Annotated in this window: 21 protein-coding genes; 2 read left to right on the forward strand and 19 right to left on the reverse strand. The window is 67.7% G+C overall.

The window, feature by feature from the left end; translation table 11 throughout:
- Positions 1-25: 25 nt before the first annotated feature.
- The 18 genes from BRESU_RS00385 to BRESU_RS00470 all read right to left on the reverse strand — a co-directional run bounded on the left by BRESU_RS00385 (position 26) and on the right by BRESU_RS00470 (position 15,667).
- Complete coding sequence (locus tag BRESU_RS00385; protein ID WP_013267494.1) at positions 26-457, reverse strand: hypothetical protein; 432 nt, start codon at positions 455-457, stop codon at positions 26-28.
- A gap of 1 nt (position 458) precedes the next feature.
- Positions 459-1,148, reverse strand: coding sequence for a DUF6441 family protein (locus BRESU_RS00390; RefSeq protein WP_013267495.1), 690 nt, complete (start codon positions 1,146-1,148; stop codon positions 459-461).
- Positions 1,148-1,459 carry a head-tail joining protein gene (locus BRESU_RS00395; RefSeq protein ID WP_013267496.1) on the reverse strand — a complete coding sequence of 104 codons (312 nt, stop codon included), beginning with the start codon at positions 1,457-1,459 and terminating at the stop codon, positions 1,148-1,150. Before BRESU_RS00395 ends, BRESU_RS00390 begins: the two co-directional genes overlap by 1 nt.
- A gap of 3 nt (positions 1,460-1,462) precedes the next feature.
- A complete protein-coding gene (locus tag BRESU_RS00400; protein ID WP_013267497.1) occupies positions 1,463-1,900 on the reverse strand; it encodes a ribonuclease G in 438 nt (145 codons plus the stop codon).
- Between the two features lie 61 nt (positions 1,901-1,961).
- Positions 1,962-2,306 carry a DUF2190 family protein gene (locus BRESU_RS00405; protein ID WP_013267498.1) on the reverse strand — a complete coding sequence of 115 codons (345 nt, stop codon included), beginning with the start codon at positions 2,304-2,306 and terminating at the stop codon, positions 1,962-1,964.
- A 93-nt stretch (positions 2,307-2,399) separates the two neighbouring features.
- Positions 2,400-4,418, reverse strand: a complete 2,019-nt coding sequence (locus tag BRESU_RS00410; protein ID WP_013267499.1) for a prohead protease/major capsid protein fusion protein — start codon at positions 4,416-4,418, stop codon at positions 2,400-2,402.
- Complete coding sequence (locus tag BRESU_RS00415; RefSeq protein WP_013267500.1) at positions 4,415-5,947, reverse strand: phage portal protein; 1,533 nt, start codon at positions 5,945-5,947, stop codon at positions 4,415-4,417. The genes BRESU_RS00410 and BRESU_RS00415 overlap by 4 nt, the downstream gene beginning before the upstream one ends.
- 1 nt (position 5,948) lies before the next feature.
- Complete coding sequence (locus tag BRESU_RS00420) at positions 5,949-6,170, reverse strand: phage head-tail joining protein (RefSeq protein ID WP_013267501.1); 222 nt, start codon at positions 6,168-6,170, stop codon at positions 5,949-5,951.
- Positions 6,170-8,350, reverse strand: coding sequence for a phage terminase large subunit family protein (locus BRESU_RS00425; RefSeq protein WP_013267502.1), 2,181 nt, complete (start codon positions 8,348-8,350; stop codon positions 6,170-6,172). The genes BRESU_RS00420 and BRESU_RS00425 overlap by 1 nt, the downstream gene beginning before the upstream one ends.
- Positions 8,347-8,973 (reverse strand): hypothetical protein, encoded by a 627-nt coding sequence (locus tag BRESU_RS00430; protein WP_013267503.1) that lies wholly within the window; start codon positions 8,971-8,973, stop codon positions 8,347-8,349. The genes BRESU_RS00425 and BRESU_RS00430 overlap by 4 nt, the downstream gene beginning before the upstream one ends.
- A 228-nt stretch (positions 8,974-9,201) precedes the next feature.
- The gene (locus tag BRESU_RS00435) at positions 9,202-9,900 is read right to left on the reverse strand and encodes a hypothetical protein (protein ID WP_013267504.1); all 699 of its coding nucleotides are present in this window, start codon (positions 9,898-9,900) and stop codon (positions 9,202-9,204) included.
- Between the two features lie 201 nt (positions 9,901-10,101).
- Positions 10,102-11,970 (reverse strand): hypothetical protein, encoded by a 1,869-nt coding sequence (locus tag BRESU_RS00440; protein WP_013267505.1) that lies wholly within the window; start codon positions 11,968-11,970, stop codon positions 10,102-10,104.
- Entirely contained in the window at positions 11,967-13,175 is a 1,209-nt protein-coding gene (locus BRESU_RS00445) for a DUF7146 domain-containing protein (protein WP_013267506.1), read from the reverse strand. Before BRESU_RS00445 ends, BRESU_RS00440 begins: the two co-directional genes overlap by 4 nt.
- On the reverse strand, positions 13,168-13,884 hold the full coding sequence (locus BRESU_RS00450) for a hypothetical protein (RefSeq protein ID WP_013267507.1): 717 nt from the start codon (positions 13,882-13,884) through the stop codon (positions 13,168-13,170). The genes BRESU_RS00445 and BRESU_RS00450 overlap by 8 nt, the downstream gene beginning before the upstream one ends.
- Positions 13,881-14,138, reverse strand: coding sequence for a hypothetical protein (locus BRESU_RS00455; RefSeq protein ID WP_013267508.1), 258 nt, complete (start codon positions 14,136-14,138; stop codon positions 13,881-13,883). The genes BRESU_RS00450 and BRESU_RS00455 overlap by 4 nt, the downstream gene beginning before the upstream one ends.
- Before the next feature lies 1 nt (position 14,139).
- Complete coding sequence (locus BRESU_RS16690) at positions 14,140-14,949, reverse strand: ParB/Srx family N-terminal domain-containing protein (protein ID WP_013267509.1); 810 nt, start codon at positions 14,947-14,949, stop codon at positions 14,140-14,142.
- Positions 14,946-15,344 (reverse strand): hypothetical protein, encoded by a 399-nt coding sequence (locus BRESU_RS00465; RefSeq protein WP_013267510.1) that lies wholly within the window; start codon positions 15,342-15,344, stop codon positions 14,946-14,948. Before BRESU_RS00465 ends, BRESU_RS16690 begins: the two co-directional genes overlap by 4 nt.
- Positions 15,341-15,667, reverse strand: coding sequence for a hypothetical protein (locus BRESU_RS00470; protein ID WP_013267511.1), 327 nt, complete (start codon positions 15,665-15,667; stop codon positions 15,341-15,343). The genes BRESU_RS00465 and BRESU_RS00470 overlap by 4 nt, the downstream gene beginning before the upstream one ends.
- 84 nt (positions 15,668-15,751) lie before the next feature.
- On the opposite strand from BRESU_RS00470, the gene BRESU_RS16695 reads away from it, so the two are divergent.
- Complete coding sequence (locus tag BRESU_RS16695) at positions 15,752-16,555, forward strand: helix-turn-helix domain-containing protein (RefSeq protein WP_083777501.1); 804 nt, start codon at positions 15,752-15,754, stop codon at positions 16,553-16,555.
- Here the strand turns inward: BRESU_RS16695 and BRESU_RS00485 are convergent.
- Positions 16,552-17,016, reverse strand: a complete 465-nt coding sequence (locus BRESU_RS00485) for a hypothetical protein (RefSeq protein ID WP_013267513.1) — start codon at positions 17,014-17,016, stop codon at positions 16,552-16,554. The two genes, BRESU_RS16695 and BRESU_RS00485, sit on opposite strands and share 4 nt — an antisense overlap.
- A 198-nt stretch (positions 17,017-17,214) precedes the next feature.
- Here BRESU_RS00485 and BRESU_RS17240 point away from each other — a divergent pair, with 198 nt between their 5' ends.
- A complete protein-coding gene (locus BRESU_RS17240) occupies positions 17,215-17,457 on the forward strand; it encodes a hypothetical protein (RefSeq protein WP_013267514.1) in 243 nt (80 codons plus the stop codon).
- Position 17,458: the final 1 nt, after the last annotated feature.

A 17,458-nucleotide genomic window follows, 5' to 3' on the forward strand; every position in this document is an offset into this window, starting at 1 on the left:
GCAGTCTCCTGTCAAAAAGGGTGGGTCAGACCAGCGGATTGCGGGTCGAATAGACGGCGTTCAGGTCGAAGGTGGCCCAGCGGACCGGCTGGGCGTTCGTCGCCCGGGCATCGCCGAGATCTGGCGACGTGGGTTCCAGCCACTCAGCCAGGCCGCCCAGGGTGCGATCGGCTTCGACCGCATTGCCGATCCCAATCAGGATCGCGTCCAAGGCGGCGCTGCGGGCGTCAGGGTCGGCGGGAGCGACCACCTCGACGCCGATCGCGTGGGTGTAGGTGTACGTCAGAGGCGAGAACGTCTGTTCGGGTTCTCCTGGATCGCCATCGCGCACCACGATCAGCCCCCCCGTCGGGGCGCGATCCGGGGCGTCCACGTTCCGCTTGACCTCCGCCGTGGGCACCGCCGTTTGGAGAAGGGCCACGACGGCCTCGATCACCTGTTCGCGCAGACTGGCCATCCTATCTCCAGTGCTTGCTCAGAAGGGTGCCATAGGCGGCCTCGGACTCACGCTGCAGCGCTTCAAGGTCCAGCCGCTTCCCGACGCGGACGCTCGGCACCAGGGTGAACATGATGACGAACGACTGGGTGACTTCGCGAAAGGACCGGTTGCCCCGCGTCCTCTGGTTGGCGGTCGCGTTCTTCCAGCGCCCGCTGGCCTTGCGGATCGACAGCCCGCGAAGCCCCGCGTAGGCGACGCCGGATCGCACGATCGACGGCGTGTTGCCCAGCCGGTGATGGCCCGGCTGGATCACAACCAGGTCGCGCCCGAAACGGGCTTCCACCTCCTGCGGGGTCAGCGCATTGCCCTGGCGCTTCCGGGGCACGTCCTCGGTCGGTATCCACAGATAGCGAGCACCGTTGACCGGCCGGATCGTCGCCCCGCGCGCATAGGCGTCGATGATCTTGGGGGCCTTGGTCGAGACCAGGGCGGCTGCTTCCACGCTGGTCTGCCCCTGCGGATAGACCCGGACTTTGATCGTGCGGGCAAGCCTCTCGCCCAGCCGCGCCGCCCTGATCTGGTCCGACCATGCGGCCTTCAGGTCCTGACCGGCCTCGCCGATGGCGGACGTGACGAACCCTGCAATCTCGTCCTCCGTGCCTCGCGCCAGGTCTTCGATGCTCTCGCGGCCTAGGACGCTGTGGCGCATCAGGTCACCTCGACCACGGGGCAGACCCAGACGCCGTTCCGATCCAGCATGGGATCGGAGGTGACGCGGAAGGTGCGATCAATGGCCACGATCCAGCAGGTATCGTCGACCTGAACATCGGGGCGGTCGGCCTTGCGGACCCGGATAGCCATCGTGGGAACGATCAGCTGCAGTTCGCCGAGCGAGGCCATGTCGTCCGCCTCGACCAGCCGGACTTGCACCGGGTCAGTCGCACTGTTCCAGTGGCCCGGCTCCCCGAGGCGCGCGAACACGGCCGCCTGCTGCCGCGCACGCGCCTCGGGAAACGACATGGTCTAGATGCCGTCCAGATGAGGGACGTCGACCTTGTCGGTCTTCGCCGCCTTGATCTCGGCCTCGGACGCGTACCGCGCGCGGCCGGCGGCGCGCAGGGCCTCGGCTTCGTGCGGCGACGTGGTCAGCAGCTGGCCGATGCCGAGGGTTTCGTGGCCCGGCTGGACCCAGACGATCGACGTCTTCTTGTGGGTCGAGGACGCCTTGGCGGCCTCGTCCTTGTTCACGGGCGGATTCGGATTTGCGTCGGGCGCATTGCCGACCGCACCGGGGGCGGGATCGGGCTGCGGCGCGGCGGGGTCGACCTGATCTGCCGTCAGCGGCGCAGGTCCGGGGTCGGACTTCTTGATCGGGTCGGGCTTGCCGCCGGCGGCGTCGGTCTGGGCGGCATATGCGGCCAGGGCAGCGGCCGAGGCCGCCATCAGCAGTCGGGTCTTCATCGGAAGTCTCCGGTGTCGGGGGTGAAGGAAAAGGCGCAGCTGCCGGAGGGCAGCGCACCCCTTAGGCGGGTTGCTTGATGCGGAAACGGACGGTCGTCGCGGCGGTCAGCTTGGCGGCGACGGCCACGCCCACCTTGGTGTTCGAGGTCGTGGTCTTGGTGATCCGCTTGTTCGTCGCGTCCCAATAGACGGGGTCGCCGACGGCGAAGGCCTGACCCGAACCCGCGCCTTCGGCGACATGGTCGAACACGCCATTGGCATGGCCCGACACCGTGTCGCCCGCGACGTTGGAAGTGACCGGGATCAGAAACAGGTCGGTGCCGAGCAGTACGCCGGTGCCCGAAACGGTGCCCCCGGCCGGGGCGGTGAAGTCGATCACCTCTCCCGAAGAAATCTTGGTCTTCATGATGCTGGTTCCTCAGCTGAAAGTTTGAAGGCGGATGCGCGAAGGGCCGCCCTTTCGGTGCGGCCCTTCAAGGTTGCCGGCTGGTCAGGAGGATCAGGTGCCGGGGTCTTGATACAGACCGCGCCAGTCGATCGCCTTCACGGCGAAGTCCAGGCGGGCCTTGTATTCGATGCCGTCGACGTCGAAGCCCTCGCGCTCGTCCAGGAACACGCCGTCGTCGCCGTCCAGGTAGGCGTATTCGATCGTGTCGACCTGGTTGGGATCGGCCGCCATGAACCAGGGCGTCGCACCGGAGGTCCGGTTGAGCCGCGATTCCACGATGATCTCGAACGCGTTCGAATAGACGTTCACGCCCGAGGTCTGGGTGGCCTGGACCGCCGTCATCAGCTTGCGGGCAGGCAGGGCGTCCTTGCGGGCGACGATCATGAACTTCGGCGCGAGGTTCAGGATTTCGCCGCCGAGGCCGACCTGCTTGCCCATGGCGATCTCGGCCGCCTGGACGCCGGCCTCGGCGATGGCCCCGCCCGACGCGGCGAGGTTGCCGTGGCTGGCGTGGAACAGGGCGACGCCGTCCGACATGTTCGGGTTGGCGATCAGGGGCGCATAGGCCGCGTCGGATTCGAACCGGGCGGCAGCGGCACCCATCAGGCCCGGGATGCGGGTGAAGGCGTCGACGTCGTCGTTGATCAGCGTCTGGCGCGTGATCGCGAACTTCCGGCCATAGGTGGCCAGGGCATAGACTTCCTTGCCGTCGCCGATGGTCCCCATCTTGAACTCGCCGCCTTCCGGGACGAGCAGGAAGGACGGGGCCGAACCCATCTGCAGGCGCGAGACCTGACGGAAGTCCGACACGGTCGCGCGGCGCTGCCAGCCCTTGAAGGTCTGCGGGGCCTCGGCATAGCCGCTGCGCAAGGTCGCGCGGGTGACGTTGGACAGCACGTTCGGGAAGTCGGATGTGGAGTGCTGGCGCAGGGCGAGATCCGCCAGTTCGCGCTTCCCGAGGCCGCGCGTGCGGGTGCCGTTCCGCTCCAGGTTCTCGCGCGCCATTTCCATCAGCGACATGCTGCGGAACTGGCGACCGCCATCGGTCAGTTCGACCGAGGGGTTGAAGCGGTGCTGGATGGCGTTCGACATCGCCTCACGCTGCTTGTCGCGATCATCGTGGGTGATCGAGGCGTTCTGCCGCTGTCCGGGCTGCAGCGGGGCTTGCCCGCGCTGCACTTCCGCCGCCGCCCGGATCAGGGCCGCGCGGGCACCGTCGGGCGTCAGCGTCGTGGCCCAGGTGCGGGCCTGGGTTTCGTCGACACCGAAGGTGCGGACGTCATCCATGAAGTCGAGGGTGGCCGAGACGTCCATGCGAACGACGTTCGGATCGGACTGAACGGCCGGGGTCGCGGGTTCGCTGCGAACCTCCGACGCAGGCGCACCACCCGGGTTGTCGTTGGGCGCGTTCTGGGCAAGAGCGGCGACGCCGCCCAGCATACGGGAACGGATCATGGTTTCGTCCTCTTCAGGGCTGTCGGGCGCGCCGATCGTGTCGGTCGAATCCCGGTTTTCGATGATGGAACAGGGGTGGAGATCGTCCTCTGACCGGACCCCTGAGGCCGGATCAGCGGGTATCGGGACCAGGGACACTTCCATCAGTCCCCAGCGCGTAACCTTGTAGGTCGGGAGTTTGCCGTCCTGGCGAACCTCCTTCAGCATTTCATCCCGGCGATAGCCGACGCTCACGCCGCGCCACGTGCCGGCCGCGACCTCGGCCTCGGCGGCCACGGCCGCGTCGGAGACGCCGAACCGGGCCACGGTGATCAGCTGGCCGTTCTCGACCCGCCAGCTTTCGATCCGGCCCAGCTGGTCCCCGATCGCCCAGGACGAGTGCGCGTTCAGCATCGGGCAGACGCCTTGGTCGATGCGGCTGCCGTCGATGGCCGCTTCGCTGATGTCCAGCTGCTCCAGATAGTAGGTGCCCGCTTCCCAGTCGTAGCGGCGCACGGGAAAGCCGGTCGCGGCGATCAGTTCGACGGTGTGGTTTTCGGCGTCATAGCTGCGCGGCGTCAGCGCGGCGCGAGCCACGGTGAGGCGCGCCTCGCGGCGGGTCTGGGTGTCCGTCATGATTGCTTTCCTGCGTCAGGCTGGGGTCGGATGAAGCCGGTCGGCTTTTGCAGCTGGCCCGACTTGGTCGATTTCCGGGGATCGGCATCGTTCACCAGGCCCAGCCGATCGCGGTCGGCGTTATCGGCCGCGATTTCGGCCCGGTGCTTGGCGGGGTTCAGGCCGCGCTCGGCCAGGGCCTTGGTTTCGGTCTTCAGCCCGACGCGGATTTCTTCCTTCTCGGCCGCGATGTCCTTTTGCGGATCGACGAACCGACGGGGCGGCATGGCCCAGGACGGCTTGACCTGCAGATAGCGCCGGTCGCCTGTCAGCAGGGCCTGACGGGTCATGATCCGACGGAACGCGGGCGTCAGCATCTTCGGCACCAGCACGTTCTGCTGCCAGTCGTCCAGGTTCGCCCAGAAACCCAGCAGGCATGCCCGCAGGCTCGAATAGTTGGCCTGGCTGACGTCGCCCGTGACCAGGTGATAGGGCGCGAGATTGGCCGAGACGCCCATCATCTGCTGGCGGATGAAGCCGACGGTGTCGCCCGAGGACGGCGGGTTCAGGGTGTTGGCCGTCTCGCCGGGGCGCGCGCGGAACACCATGCCAGGTCGGACGCTGTCGGCCTCCTTCTCGACCCGGACGCCGGTCCCGTCACCCATTCCGGCGGCGGCCTTGGCCTGGTCGAAAGCGTCCGACGGGCTCCCGTTTTCGGGCGGGGTCAGGATCAGAGCCAGGCACGCCTCGACCTTCTTTCGCATCCTGACGGCGTCTTCGATGTCGCCGACGTCGCGGATGTCCATGATGACCGGCGAAAACCAGGACACGCCGCGCGGCTGGCCCCAGCGCAGGCGTTCGAACACATGGTCCACATGGGCCGCGTCGAACTTGCGGGCCGCGCCGACATAGCCGCGCGCGTCGCCGGGATGTTCGGGCAGCAGCCAGTAGCCTGCCCGAAAGCCATCGGGATCGAACTCGACGCCCTGCACGATGCGGGTTCCAGCCGCGGAATCCAGCGACTTCTGGTGGTCAAGGAAATCGCCCTCGAGTCCCCGGACGCGACCGTTCGGCCCCTTCTTGTCCGGCGACCAGACCAGCAGCGTCTCGCCACCCTCGATCATCGACCGGGCAGTCAGCTTCTGGATGCCGTAGAAATCCTCCTCGCCGTCGACCAGGCTCTCGGCCCAGTCGTCCCAGACGGCCTGGGCCTTCTCGGCCAAGAGCGGATCGGCGTGGGTGGCGGTCGCGGTGATGCCGTCGCCGACCATGTTCGCCACGATCTGGCGCAGGGCCGACGCCGCGTATTTGTCGTTCCGGACCAGTTCGCGCGCGCCGTTGCGCAGGCCGACCAGACCCTGTTGAACCTCGCGGGCGGCGCTTCCGCTCGTCCGCTTCCAACCCTGCGTGCGGCGGCCGTGCGCGGCACCGTCGTATTGCCGCGTCGCGTCCAGCGCCATGCGCAGGGTGCGACGGCGCAGCGCCTCGCGGGGCATGAACGGTTCGATCGCCGCGTCCAGGACGCGGCCGAGGGTCCAGGATTCGGCCATCTCAGTCCCTCGAAAAGGCGACAGCGCTGAAGCCGAACGATGACCGCGTGCCGGGCGCGGCCGTCTGGGTGGCCAGCTTGCTACGGAAGTAGTCGAGCGCGGACGTCAGGTCGGCGACGCTGCGATAGGTGACGCGATCGCCGTTGGATTCGACGGTCAGTTCGCCGGACGACAGGGCGTTCTCCAGCGCGGTGATCTGGGTCTGCGGATCGATCTCAGCCATCAGTCCAGCCATCCTTCGTCGACGTCGACCCAGGGCGTCGCCGCCAGCGTCGGGGTAGTGGGGATGGCCGCGCCTGCGGCGGGGTCGGGGGCGGGTGTCGCAGGCGCGGCCCCTTCCGTCGCCGTCCCGCCCTCGGGCATGGACGCGGCGTCAGGAACGGGTCGGTTGGCCAGGGCGATCAGGTCGCCCTGGACGGGATCGGCGGCGGCGTTTCGGAATGCACCGAGCGCCAGCCAGTCGGCTTCGGATTTCAGGTCCAGCGCCAAGGCCTCGGCGGCGGCGCGGTTGTAGATGCGGCAGTCGAGCCAGTGGTTCTGTCGGCCGGCCTCGACCTCCCAGACCCGGACCGGTTGACCGGCCTTCATCCGCACCACGCCGGACTCGCTGGTCAGCATGTCGAAATAGTCGTCGGTGGCGTCGCGCCCGAAGTGGACCCGGCCCTTGATTTTCTCTGGACGCTCGCCCCGCTGCTCGGCCTCGGCCTGGTCGATCGACGCTTTCAGGAACCCGAACCAGCTGAGTTTCGCGCCGAAGGTCCCGACCAGGTGAGCTTCCTCGCCCGCCACCTTGCGACGCTTGGCCCGGCCGGTCCGGCGCGGGTCGAAATGGATTGGCTGGCCGCGTCCCAAAATGGGGATGGACCAGCCCGGACGCCCGAAAACGGGCAGGCGTTTGGGCGAGCGGCGTGCGAAGGCTTTCGCCGCCTCGGTGTGATAGCCGGCATCGACGCAGACCATGTCGAAGCCGAACGCCTTGCCGCCCGGCAGGGTGAAGGTCTGTTTGGCGTAGGCTTCCAGCAGGGCCCACGCCCCCTCGCCCGGGACGTCCGTCTTCCCCGGCAGGAACCGGTGATCAAGGCTCCAGTTCTCCAGGCCGAAGGCCCAGCCGAGCGCCTCGACATAGATCCCGTCGCCCTGGACGTCGCAGCCCAGGGTGAAGACCAGCGGCCCCCATGGCAGCTGCCCCTTGCCCCAGTCCTGCTCGATCAGGACCTTCAGCGAGTCCGCCGCAGGCGCGTCGCCCTTCAGGACGAAACTCTCTCCCAGCTGCAGGTTGGTCCAGGTTCGCAGCCGGTTCACGTCGCCTTGAGCGTCGACGAAGCCGACGCACAGGTCCGACCAAGTCAGGAAGGCCGAGATGATCCCGGTGATCTGGTAGCCGGGATTGCGGCCCCCGACGTCCCGCGCACGCGCGGCTTGGAACTCCTCTTCGCTCAGGACACGGTCAGGGCTTTCGCCCTCGATCGAACAGGTGGGTGCCCAGCCATCGGGCAGCGACATCGCCGCCTTTTCCCAATGCTGGGTCACGACCCCGCAGCAGGGAGCTTTCAGGAAGGCCTTGGCCGGCTGCCCCTCGGGCCAGACCAGATCCGAGAAGACCGGGTCGAACCGGTCGCCGCAGTGCTGGCACTTCAGGTAGTAGCGACGCTGGTCGCTTTCGCCATAGGCCCGCTCGATCTTGGAGCTGCCCTTGTTCGTCGGCGTCGAAATCTTCAGCCGCTTGGCGATGCCCTGCCGCGTGAAGACGGTCAGGCGCGCGTTCACCATCGATTCCGGCGAGCCCTGGTTGTCCAGGTCGTCGGGGAACTGATCCAGATCGTCCTCGATCGCGTAGCGGATCGAGTGCTGCCGCAGCGTCGCGGCCGAGTTGGCTCCGGCGATCAGCATCCAGCCACCGCGCCGGAACCGGACGCGCAGCGCCGTGGTGCCGTTTCCGTCCCGCGACCGCTTGGGCATCACGACGCCGTCGCGGCGCGCCGGGTTAAGCCGGGGCGAGGCCTCGACCATCGGCCAGAACTTCTCGGCCAGCCAATCCTTGGCCGCCGTGATCGTCGGCCCGACGTACATCATCGGCCCGGGCGCGACGTCAGCTGTGTAAGCGATCCAGTTCTCGCCGGTTACCGAACCGCCCGATTGGGCGCACTTTGTCATCGTCACCACGCTGGACGGATCGTGCGGCGAGAGCCGGTCCATGGGCTCGACCAGATACGGGGCCTTGCCGTTCCTGAACGGCCCGGGCTCGGGCGCGTCGTCGGCGAAATGCCGATGGCTTTCCGACCAGGCTGAGACGCTGATGCGCGGCGTGGGACGCAGGCCTGTCGCTAGCGCGCGGTCCACGCGAACGGCGTTCGCAGCCAGGATCGTCCCGGCATATCCGTCGAAGCGTGCCGCGTTGGTCATGCAGCCTCCGCTTCGTCGTCCTCCGCATTGTCGGCGATCGTCGCCAGCACCGCGTCGGCCTGCGCCTCCGCCGAGGCCTCCGCCTCGATTTCGTCGGCCAGCCGCGTGAACAGCTGCTCGAACTCTTCCGCCTGCAGGGCGTAAATCTTCCTCGGGTCCGTCTCGGCTGCGACCCGCTCCGACTGCTGCCGCAGCAGCGACAGGGTCCGCTCGCGGATCAGCCGCCCGCGATCCGCCGTCCGCCGCTCCACCTCCGGCAGCTGGACCAGGCGGCCCAGGTTCTTCTCGTTCTCGATCCGACGCCCGAGGGTGCGTTCCCGCATCTCCTCCATCCGCGCCGCCTCAGGCCCGCTCAGCGCCATGACCCGTGCGACGGTCGCCGCCGCCGGCACCGCCGCCTCGCCCTGTTCGACCTGGGCAGCCTCAGCCGAACGCGGGCGACCCCGCGTCTGGTCGATCGTGCCCCGGATCAGCAGGACCGACTTCTCGACGTCGACCAGTTCCTTCCCCGGCCGGGCCGGATCGGCCCCGAAGACCAGGAGGCCTTTCTTCGCCCAGTTCGATACCGCCGAGGCCCCGACGCCCTGATGCGCCGCAAACTCGGACTTCATGAGCAAGGTCATGCGAGTTCACCGGCTTCAGAATGTTTCGAAGAGTGCGGCTAACGCGAAATCGCGCTCTGCCCCACCGTATAGGGTGGCCCCCTGCTGGAAGGGACCCGCGACCCGATCGGGTCGGTCTAGTCGTCTGACTTGATTGGGTTTTCTGCCATTCGAGGCAAAGAGAAGCCCGCCGGGCCGATTGGCGGGGCGGGCTTTGGGCGGCACTTCAACCGCAATGAAGTTGTGAACTTAACGTCCTGTGATTCGCAAGCCCTCGGTCTGAACAAAGGATCGACCGGCCAGGTCGAGGGCCTCGCCCAGCTTGGCACGCAGCACCGCGTTCTGGTGCCCGCTGGCGGCCAGCGACCGGATGGTGCGCCCCTCGCCGGCCACGGCACGCAGCACTGTCAGCCCACGCTGGCCAGGGTCACGCTCGATGACCGCCGCCTCCGCCGCCGTCAGGCGCATCCCGGCATAGGCGAGGTGCAGACCGCGCAGCACGGTCCCGTCCGTCGAGGACGCGGCGACCCGCGTCTCGCTCATCCGTCCGAACTGCGACCCGAGCGGCGAGGCGGACACCAGTTCCCACAGGCGGCGATACTCCAGGCCGATCTGGCATTGACCCATCGTGATCATCCCGGCGTCCTGCGCCGACCACAGCCCGTCGCGGCCCTTGATCCGCACAGCCCCGTCATCGTTGAACGGCAGGATGGTTTCGCCCTTGGCCTGCGCCACCATCACGGCCTCGGCCAGGTTGCCCTTGAGTTCGTCGCGTACCTCGGCGGCGATCCGCCCGGCTTCGATCCGCTCATAGCGACCGCCCATTGCCAGCACCGCCGCACGGCGCAGGCGGGTGACCTGGTCGCGGCTGGCACCGATCGCGTCGGCGTTGCGGAAAAGGTGGCGAGCGAGGCTTTCGTCCTTCTCGCGCGGCATGAACGTGGTCATCGGGCGGCTCCCCCGACCGTTCCGCTGGCGTTCCGGCCAGCGTTCCAGTCTAATCTATTGATAGGTCTATTGAATAAGAGAGAGGGAACGGTCGGAACGCACGGAACGCACCTGTCCTGTGTGCCTGCCTGCCCGCTCGCCCCTACATGTGCGCGGCCCGGCGTTCCGGGCGTTCCGACCGTTCCGGGCGGGTCTTTCCCGTTAGAAGTCATAGGCTTCGTCCGGAACGGTTTCGAGAACGCGGGCCGGAACGCCGTCGCTCGCCTTGGCCCCCGACCCGCGCGAGAGGTTGTTCTCCAGCCAGGGGGTTAGGGGGATCGCCAGCCCGCGCTGCTTGATGCCCAGCCCATAGGTCAGCGGCTTGGTGGCCCAGGTCGCATAGTCCGGCCCCATGGCGTCCAGATAGGCGAGGGCCGATCGGTGATCGCGCCACCGCGTCTTCGCGAAGATGCGATCGAGGCCGGGGTGATGGTTCGCCACCAGCAGCCACGGCCCCTCGCGGGCATCCTTGCCGACGCCCTTCTCGATGCGCAGGCCCAGCACCTTCAGTTCGTCGTCATAGAACTTGTCGCCCGACACTGTGGACGTCACCAGTTCGCCGATGGTGACGCGCCGATCCCCGCGATGCAGACCGCTGTCGGCCGTCAGCAGGTGGGCCAGGGCGTCCGCCCCCGGATTGGACGTCACCTCGACCGTCTCCCGCTGCTTCAGCAGCGGAGCCCAGAAACCGACGTCGTCCGCCGCTTCCCGGGGGGTGAGGGGGGCGTCATGCAGCAGCAACCGTCGCCCGGCCGCGAGCATGGCGATCAGGTCCGCCGTCCGGGCGTCGTGGTTCGCGTCGATCAGCGCCGCCTTCATCGACTCCACGTCCTGGCGATACCGCCACGCCCCCGTCAGGGCACGGCCGAGGAAGGCCGGCGACAGTTCGCCCGCCCGCCGCGTCGCCTCAGCGATCACCGGATCGGTGGCGAGCCGGGGCCGAGCCAGCCGGTCCTCCTCCGACAGGTCCGATCCGTTCAGCGGCAGCAGGCGGATGTCCGCGACCCGCGACCCGAGCGCCGAGTCCAGCGGCGGGGGCAGGATCGCGGCCATGATGACCGAGCCCACGGCCGTCTGGGTCACCGTCCCGCCGTCCTGCGATCCCTGTTTGCGGTTCGATCCCGAACCGGTGGCCATGTTGCGCAGATAGGCCATGACCTGCTCGACCGGGCTCGGCCCGCCGTCCAGCGCGCCCTCGACCTCGTCCAGCGCGATCGGCCGCGCCATCCCGGCGATGTCCGACCGGAAACCGGCGTCCGAGAAGCTGTTGATCAGTTCCCCCGACAGGGCCGACATCGCGGCATGGACCAGCGTCATCAGGGTCGTCTTCCCCGACCCCGCCATGGCCCGGATCAGCAGATGCCCTCGAAACGGTGCCACGGCCCCCAGCATGGCCGCCATGACCCATCCGGCCAGGACATCCGCACCTGTCAGGCCATCCTCCGCCAGCACGTCGAACCGCCACATCCCGAACTGTTTCAACAGCCAGTGGCCATCCGCCGAGGTCGCCGGATCGGTCGGCGCGATGCCGGGCGGAAACAGCTTGTAGAGCGGCCCCGAGCGCACCCGCAGGGCGTCGATGATCGGCACGGTCTCGACCATGCCGTCGGGCGAATAGCGCAGGACCTCGTCGCCCTTGTGCAGCACGATCTTGACCGGCCCGTCGGGCCAGACGCCCAGCGAACGCGAGATCCGCCGCGCATCCCACTTGCCCGCCTCGCGGCACTGACGGTTGAACCACACGGCCGCCAGTTCGCGCTGGAACTTGTCGTCCTTGTCCCGCCAGTTCGCCAGGAAGGCCTGCCCCGCCGAGCAGCAGAAGATATCGGTCTTCAGCAGGCTGCCGATCCGCCCGGCGATCTCGCGCCGGATTTCGCCCTCGGGCATGCCGAAAATCATCAGGTTGCCGTCGTAGCCCAGCGGCACGACCGGGCATTCCGCCGGCGACGGATTGGGGAACGCGCCCAGCCGACGCTCCGTGTCCGGATCGGCCTCGCTCAGCGTATCGATGACGGGTTCGTAGTCGCTCACGCACGCCTCATTTCAGCGGCCAGAACGCGCCGCAGTTCGTCGTTGAAATCGCATCCGGGGCTGGGGGCGATGGCCCGCGCCTCGCGCGCCCCGGCGGCCTTCCAGGCCTTGCTGGCGAACCGCCCGCACAACCGTGCCCGCGCCTCGGCGTCCAGAGTGAACTCGCACGTCCGGCCGCGCGGGGTCCGCGCCTTGACCCTGATCGACGACATGTCGCGGTCGACGCCGATCAGGCACAGGCGGTGCCGGCCGCGCCAGGTGAAGGGCGGTCGCTCCGGGTTCGGCTGGGGATTGTAGGGGTCAATGCACCCTTCGGCGTCGCGCAGCAGCCCGCCCTGCAACCGGTCCAGCGACAGGGCGGCGCAGGCGGCCAGGACTTCGCCCGTCCGCCGCAGATGCAGGGTCACGACCGACAGCACGCTTTCGACGCCTTCGCCGGTGCCCATGTCGCCCAGCAGATCGCCCGCGGATTCGCTGTGGCCGATGACCTGGAACGGGATCAGCACGGCACCCGCTGCGACCCCGTCGACCTGCTGCGGGCCGAACATCCGCTTGGCGGGCACCAGGCTCGACTTCGCCTTGCCGTCGCGGCTCAGGAAGGTCGCGTGGACCCCGCCGGTCCAGACCGCCCGGCCGTGCTCGCCCTGGATGACGGTCTGCAGGATCAGCGCCGGGGCCTTGATCCACTGGCCCCTATCCTTGGACCAGCCCCATTTGGCGTTCGGATGGAACCGCATCGCCGGGCCCGCCGCCGCCAGCACGCGCGGGTCGATGCCGCGCGCCAGCAGATACCGTTCGGCCAGCGACCCGGCGAAGGCCACGGCCTCGCGCCACAGGTCCAGCGCATGGCGGTCCGACCATGACGGCCCGTCGTCGACAGGCGCAGGCCGAGCAGCCGCATCACGCTCGATCCGGGGCGCGGCCGGCGACGATCCCAGCAGTCGGTGCGCGGCTTCGACCGCCGTCCCGCCCGACAGTTCGCGCTCCAGATCGACGACGTCGCCAAACTGGCCACAGGCGAAACATCGCCATGTCCCCTTGTCCGGCTTGATCGCGAACTGACCGGTCGGCGACTTGGCCTTGGACGCTTTGCACAGGGGGCACTGCCCACGCCATTGGCTCCCGGCCCGCACGACCAGGTCCTTGACCAGGTCCTGAATCTCGACCCGTGACCGGGCATCTTCGAACAGCTTGCGATCAGACATCGGCTGCCTCGGTGCGAACGGCGTTCGGATCGGTGACGGCGAAGGCGAGGTCCGACGATCGGAAAAGGCGCTTTTCAGCGCCTGGCGCGATGTCCCGAACGCTCGGACGCCACGCTCCGTCGGGCCAGCGGCTCATGAAGCGACGCGGACGCAGGATCGGCTTGATCCAGAAGAACCAGCTGTAGAAGGCCGCGCTCGACCCGTCCGCCTCATAGCGGCCCATGTGGATCGGCAGGCGCTCGCTGAACGGCGCGACCACGGCATAGGGGCAGTCGCCATAGATCAGCCCGTGCCGGGCCTGCCCTTCCAGCATCCCCGTCCGCAGCAACATGGCCACGCCGCGTCCAGCCAGCCCATACGCGCGCCGGATGAAGGCCCCGGCCGGGCGGAACGGAGGGTTGGTCACGATCCAATCGACAGCCCCGAACGGCGGGCGATCGGGGCCGAGGAAGTCATGGATGACGTTGCCGTCGTACAGGTAGGCGTCCGAGGCGTGGACGGTCGGGAAATAGTCCTCCAGCCCATGGACCAGATGCAGGCCGCCGCAGGCCGGGTCCCAGGCGGACTGCGCATGCGGGTCCAGTTCCCTGATAATCTCGGCACCCGCACGTCCGCCCCAGGGCGGCGTGGGCGCAAAGTCGGAACTGTCCGGATCGGTCGTCACACGGTGCGCCATCACGGCCATGGCGTTGCGCGGCAGGCTGGTCATCCGGGCCACCGGGGATCGTGCCGCCGGCGAACGTCCAGCACGCAGCGCTGCAGCTGCTGGGCGATATTCTGCCAGCTGACGTCACGGGCGCGCTGTTGCCGGACGAAGGTTCGCTCGTGCCGCTCCTCCGACAGCACGGCAGGGTCGGGCGGCATGACCTCGGGCCGCTCATAAACGAGGCCGTCAATCTTGTGATGGGCACCGATGATGCGCTTGGCGGGCTGATCGATAGAGGTACGCTGAGGCGAGGTCATATCAGGCGACAAGTGACCGCACGACGTCGGCCCAGGCAGCTGCCGGCGTTAGGTCCGGACGCTGGAACCGCTTTTGACGGACGCGACGTCCCAGTTCGTCGTTATCGATGCTGATAAGAGCCTTGGACAGCGCCTCGTCGGACGGTGGCTCCGGCGTCGTGGTGATCAGTTCCAGGCCCTTGAGGAGTGCGCCTGGCACCGGACCGACGCCACCAGCCTTGGCGATCTTCAACAGGCGCGCGACGCGGTTCTTTCCGCCGCTACGGGCCAGCTGAAGGAGGGTAGCGACGGTGGCGCAGCTACCGGGTTCGTACTCCTGCCAGGGCTGCAGCTTGTCGATCAGCGTGGCACCTGCTGCAGCCACACCGGCGTCGACCGCCACGGCTTCGGGATCTCCGGCTGCGACCTGTGCGCGATAGATGGCAAACCGCGTCAGGTTCACCCGATCCGAGTTGATGCCCACGAAGGCCTGAGCGCGAGCCTCGCGCGTTTCGGCGGTCAGAACGAGGCAAGGCAGGGTGTCGATGGACCCGTGGCTGCTGGCAGCCATCGCCGTGTGCTGGCCATCGACAATCTCGTACCGGCCGTCGCCAATCGGGGCGACCGAGAGGGGCTTGAAACAGTTCCAGTCCCAGTGGGCGACCAGCTTGCGGATCAAGGCCATCGATCGGCCAGACAGGCTGCGCTGATAGCTTTCGTCGATCACCAGCAGATCAAGTTGCAGCCACGCCAGCTTGGGGGGCGGCGGGACTGGGTTTCGGATGATCTTTTCTGCGCCAGCAATCGGCGCGAGTTTACGAAGGGTCGTCATAGGTCGTTCTCCGCATAGGGCGCGCGATAGGTCGGGGCGGGGCGCGGGGTGGATCGAACCGGCGCGGTCTGAACATCCGCCAGCGCGCGTTCGATGGTGGTGGCCCAGGCGATCAGGTCGGCGACCGCGCCCTCCCGCTCAGCCGGGGTCAGCAGCAGGAAGCGCTTGCCCAGACGGACCAGGCTGAAGAACGCGCTGTCGGCCTGACGATGACCTTGCGGCGGCACCGCGTGGGCGGCCTTCTCGGCGCACTGGACCAGCCCGATCGCATCGCCTGATGGCTGGGCAGCCAAGGTGCGGGCGCGCTTCGCCAGCGTCTGGAACAGGGCGACGTCGTCGGCCGTGGTGATGTTCCCCGGTTGCGCCTTGCGGCGGCGCTTGAACCCCGCGCTCACTGGGTCGCCTCGCGAACGGCGTTCGTAGCTGGGAGGCTCACGACTTCGGCGGCATAGCCGGTGGAGCCGCGCAGAGGTCCACCGGCTAGAGCCACCGGATACCAATCGGCCGCGCCAATCTCCCCAAGCGTCCAGTTCAGGACATCGCCGATCAGCGCCTCGCTAGGCACGATCCGCTTCGGATGATCGAACGGCAGCAGGTAACGGCTCGCGCCCTGCGGTGTGATGCTCCACCGCTCGGCCAGCGCACGCGCGCCGAGGCCACGATCGGCGAGCCAGCGATGCAGCTTGGGGCGAAGTTTCAATGTCGGTTGATCGGTCATGGCGGTCGCTCTGATTCGCGTCGCCGGACAGATGGAAACTTATTCGGTGGATTTCGCAACCGTTTAGTTTAGGTAATCACAGCTATGCGGTCGCTCGCCTTAGCGCAAACGTCGTTTCATCGTCCGCGCCACATGGCCCGGACGGTTGAAACCTCAGTTCCGAACGAAGACGCCGTCCTTCTGGGCCGCGCCCTCGGGGTGTTACGCAAGCGCGCCGGCGTCAGCCAGGAAACCGCTGGCGGTCATGCGGGCATGACGGGCCAGGGCTGGGCCAAGTACGAACGGGGCCAGGCTCCGACGATTTTCAATCCGACCGTCCAGCTGCGTTTGGTTACGGGGCTGGGTTTCTCGCTCAGCGATCTGGAACGTGAGCGACTGACGCTGATGGGCGGCGGCCGAGAGGCCAGCGTGACCGAGTTGCGCACTTGGCAGGAACCGGCCAAGCCGCAGACCTTGCCCATCCGTGATCGCGTGCAGGCAGGAAATTGGCTTGAGGCGGACGATACCTCGCAGGTCTCGCCGCGCCGTCATGCCTTCGCGCGAGATCCGCGCTTCCCCCACGCAGACCAATGGCTCTCCGAAGTGTTCGGAGATTCCGTCGATCGCTTGGGCATCTTCGACGGGGACCTGGTCCACTGCGTGGACTTCGAGGGCTCGGGCCTAGGGCTTCAAACCGGCCAGATCGTTGAGGTCGAGCGCCTCCGCTTCAGCGGAGCCGAGCGCGAACTCAGCATCAAACAGGTCGAGTTGACCGCGACCGGCCCCCTGCTGTGGCCTCGGTCGGGCAATCCCCGCTGGTCCGCGCCGTTGAGCATGACGGACGGAGCCAGCGAAGATGTCGAGGTCCGCATTCGCGGCCTAGTCGTGCAGTCTATCCGTCGGTTCTAACGTCCGGAAACCGAGTCCAGAATGCTGGTCTCAAGCACGCCAGTGCTGTTGCAGTTGACCGTCGTTCGCGAGGCATCAAACGTCCTCGTTTCCGTAAAATCAGTGTTGACGGTGATCGAGGTGCCGCCCGCCGGCACGGAGCGCACGAAGACATTCAGGTCAACGCTCTGAGCCACTGGCAGCATCAGGAGTTCCGACCCGCAGCTGGCCCAGGTGCCGATCATCCCGCCCCTGCTGGGCGAGCCGATCATCCGCTCAGCTGCGATAATGCCGCTGTCCTTCTCGATAGTCTTGATCGAGAGGTTGTTCATGGCGAAGAACTCGACAGCCCTCTCCCAGACGACGTCCTTGCTGTCTGGCAGGACCCTTGTGTTCGTGACCGCATAGGTCGCGGGCGCTGTCGCACAGGCGGCAATCGGTGCCGTCAGCGCGAGCAGGATGGCTAGTTTCTTCACGTCCATTGAGGTTCCCCAGCAGCGCCATGTCGGCGCGCATTGACGGTAGTCTGCCCGTTGTACGGGTGTCGAGACGCTCGAACGGTTTCGCCGACGAGGTCGGACTAAACCGTTTTGTTTAAACCGTCAGGTTGACATCTAAACCAAACAGTTGGGATAACGAGGCTGCAGGGTATCTGGCCCTGTCGCATTCGGATGCCCGATATGGACGCCCTGAGATCAGCCAACCATCTGGCCACGTCAGAAACGGTCGCACGACCCTTCCACTATCCGCCGCCATGGGATGGCGTGGTCTGGGCACCCCGGCCACCCTTGCCCCGCTGGGCGGACGCCGTCAGCCAGGCGGTCACCTTCTGGATCACGGTCGCCGCCGGCGCTCTGGTCGCAGGTGTTCTGCTGAACGCCGTGCTGGGCGCGGCCGTCGCCGTTCTGAGCGGGGCCGCCTGAC

Origin of the sequence: Brevundimonas subvibrioides ATCC 15264 (assembly GCF_000144605.1) — a bacterium.
GTDB classification, from domain to species: domain Bacteria; phylum Pseudomonadota; class Alphaproteobacteria; order Caulobacterales; family Caulobacteraceae; genus Brevundimonas; species Brevundimonas subvibrioides.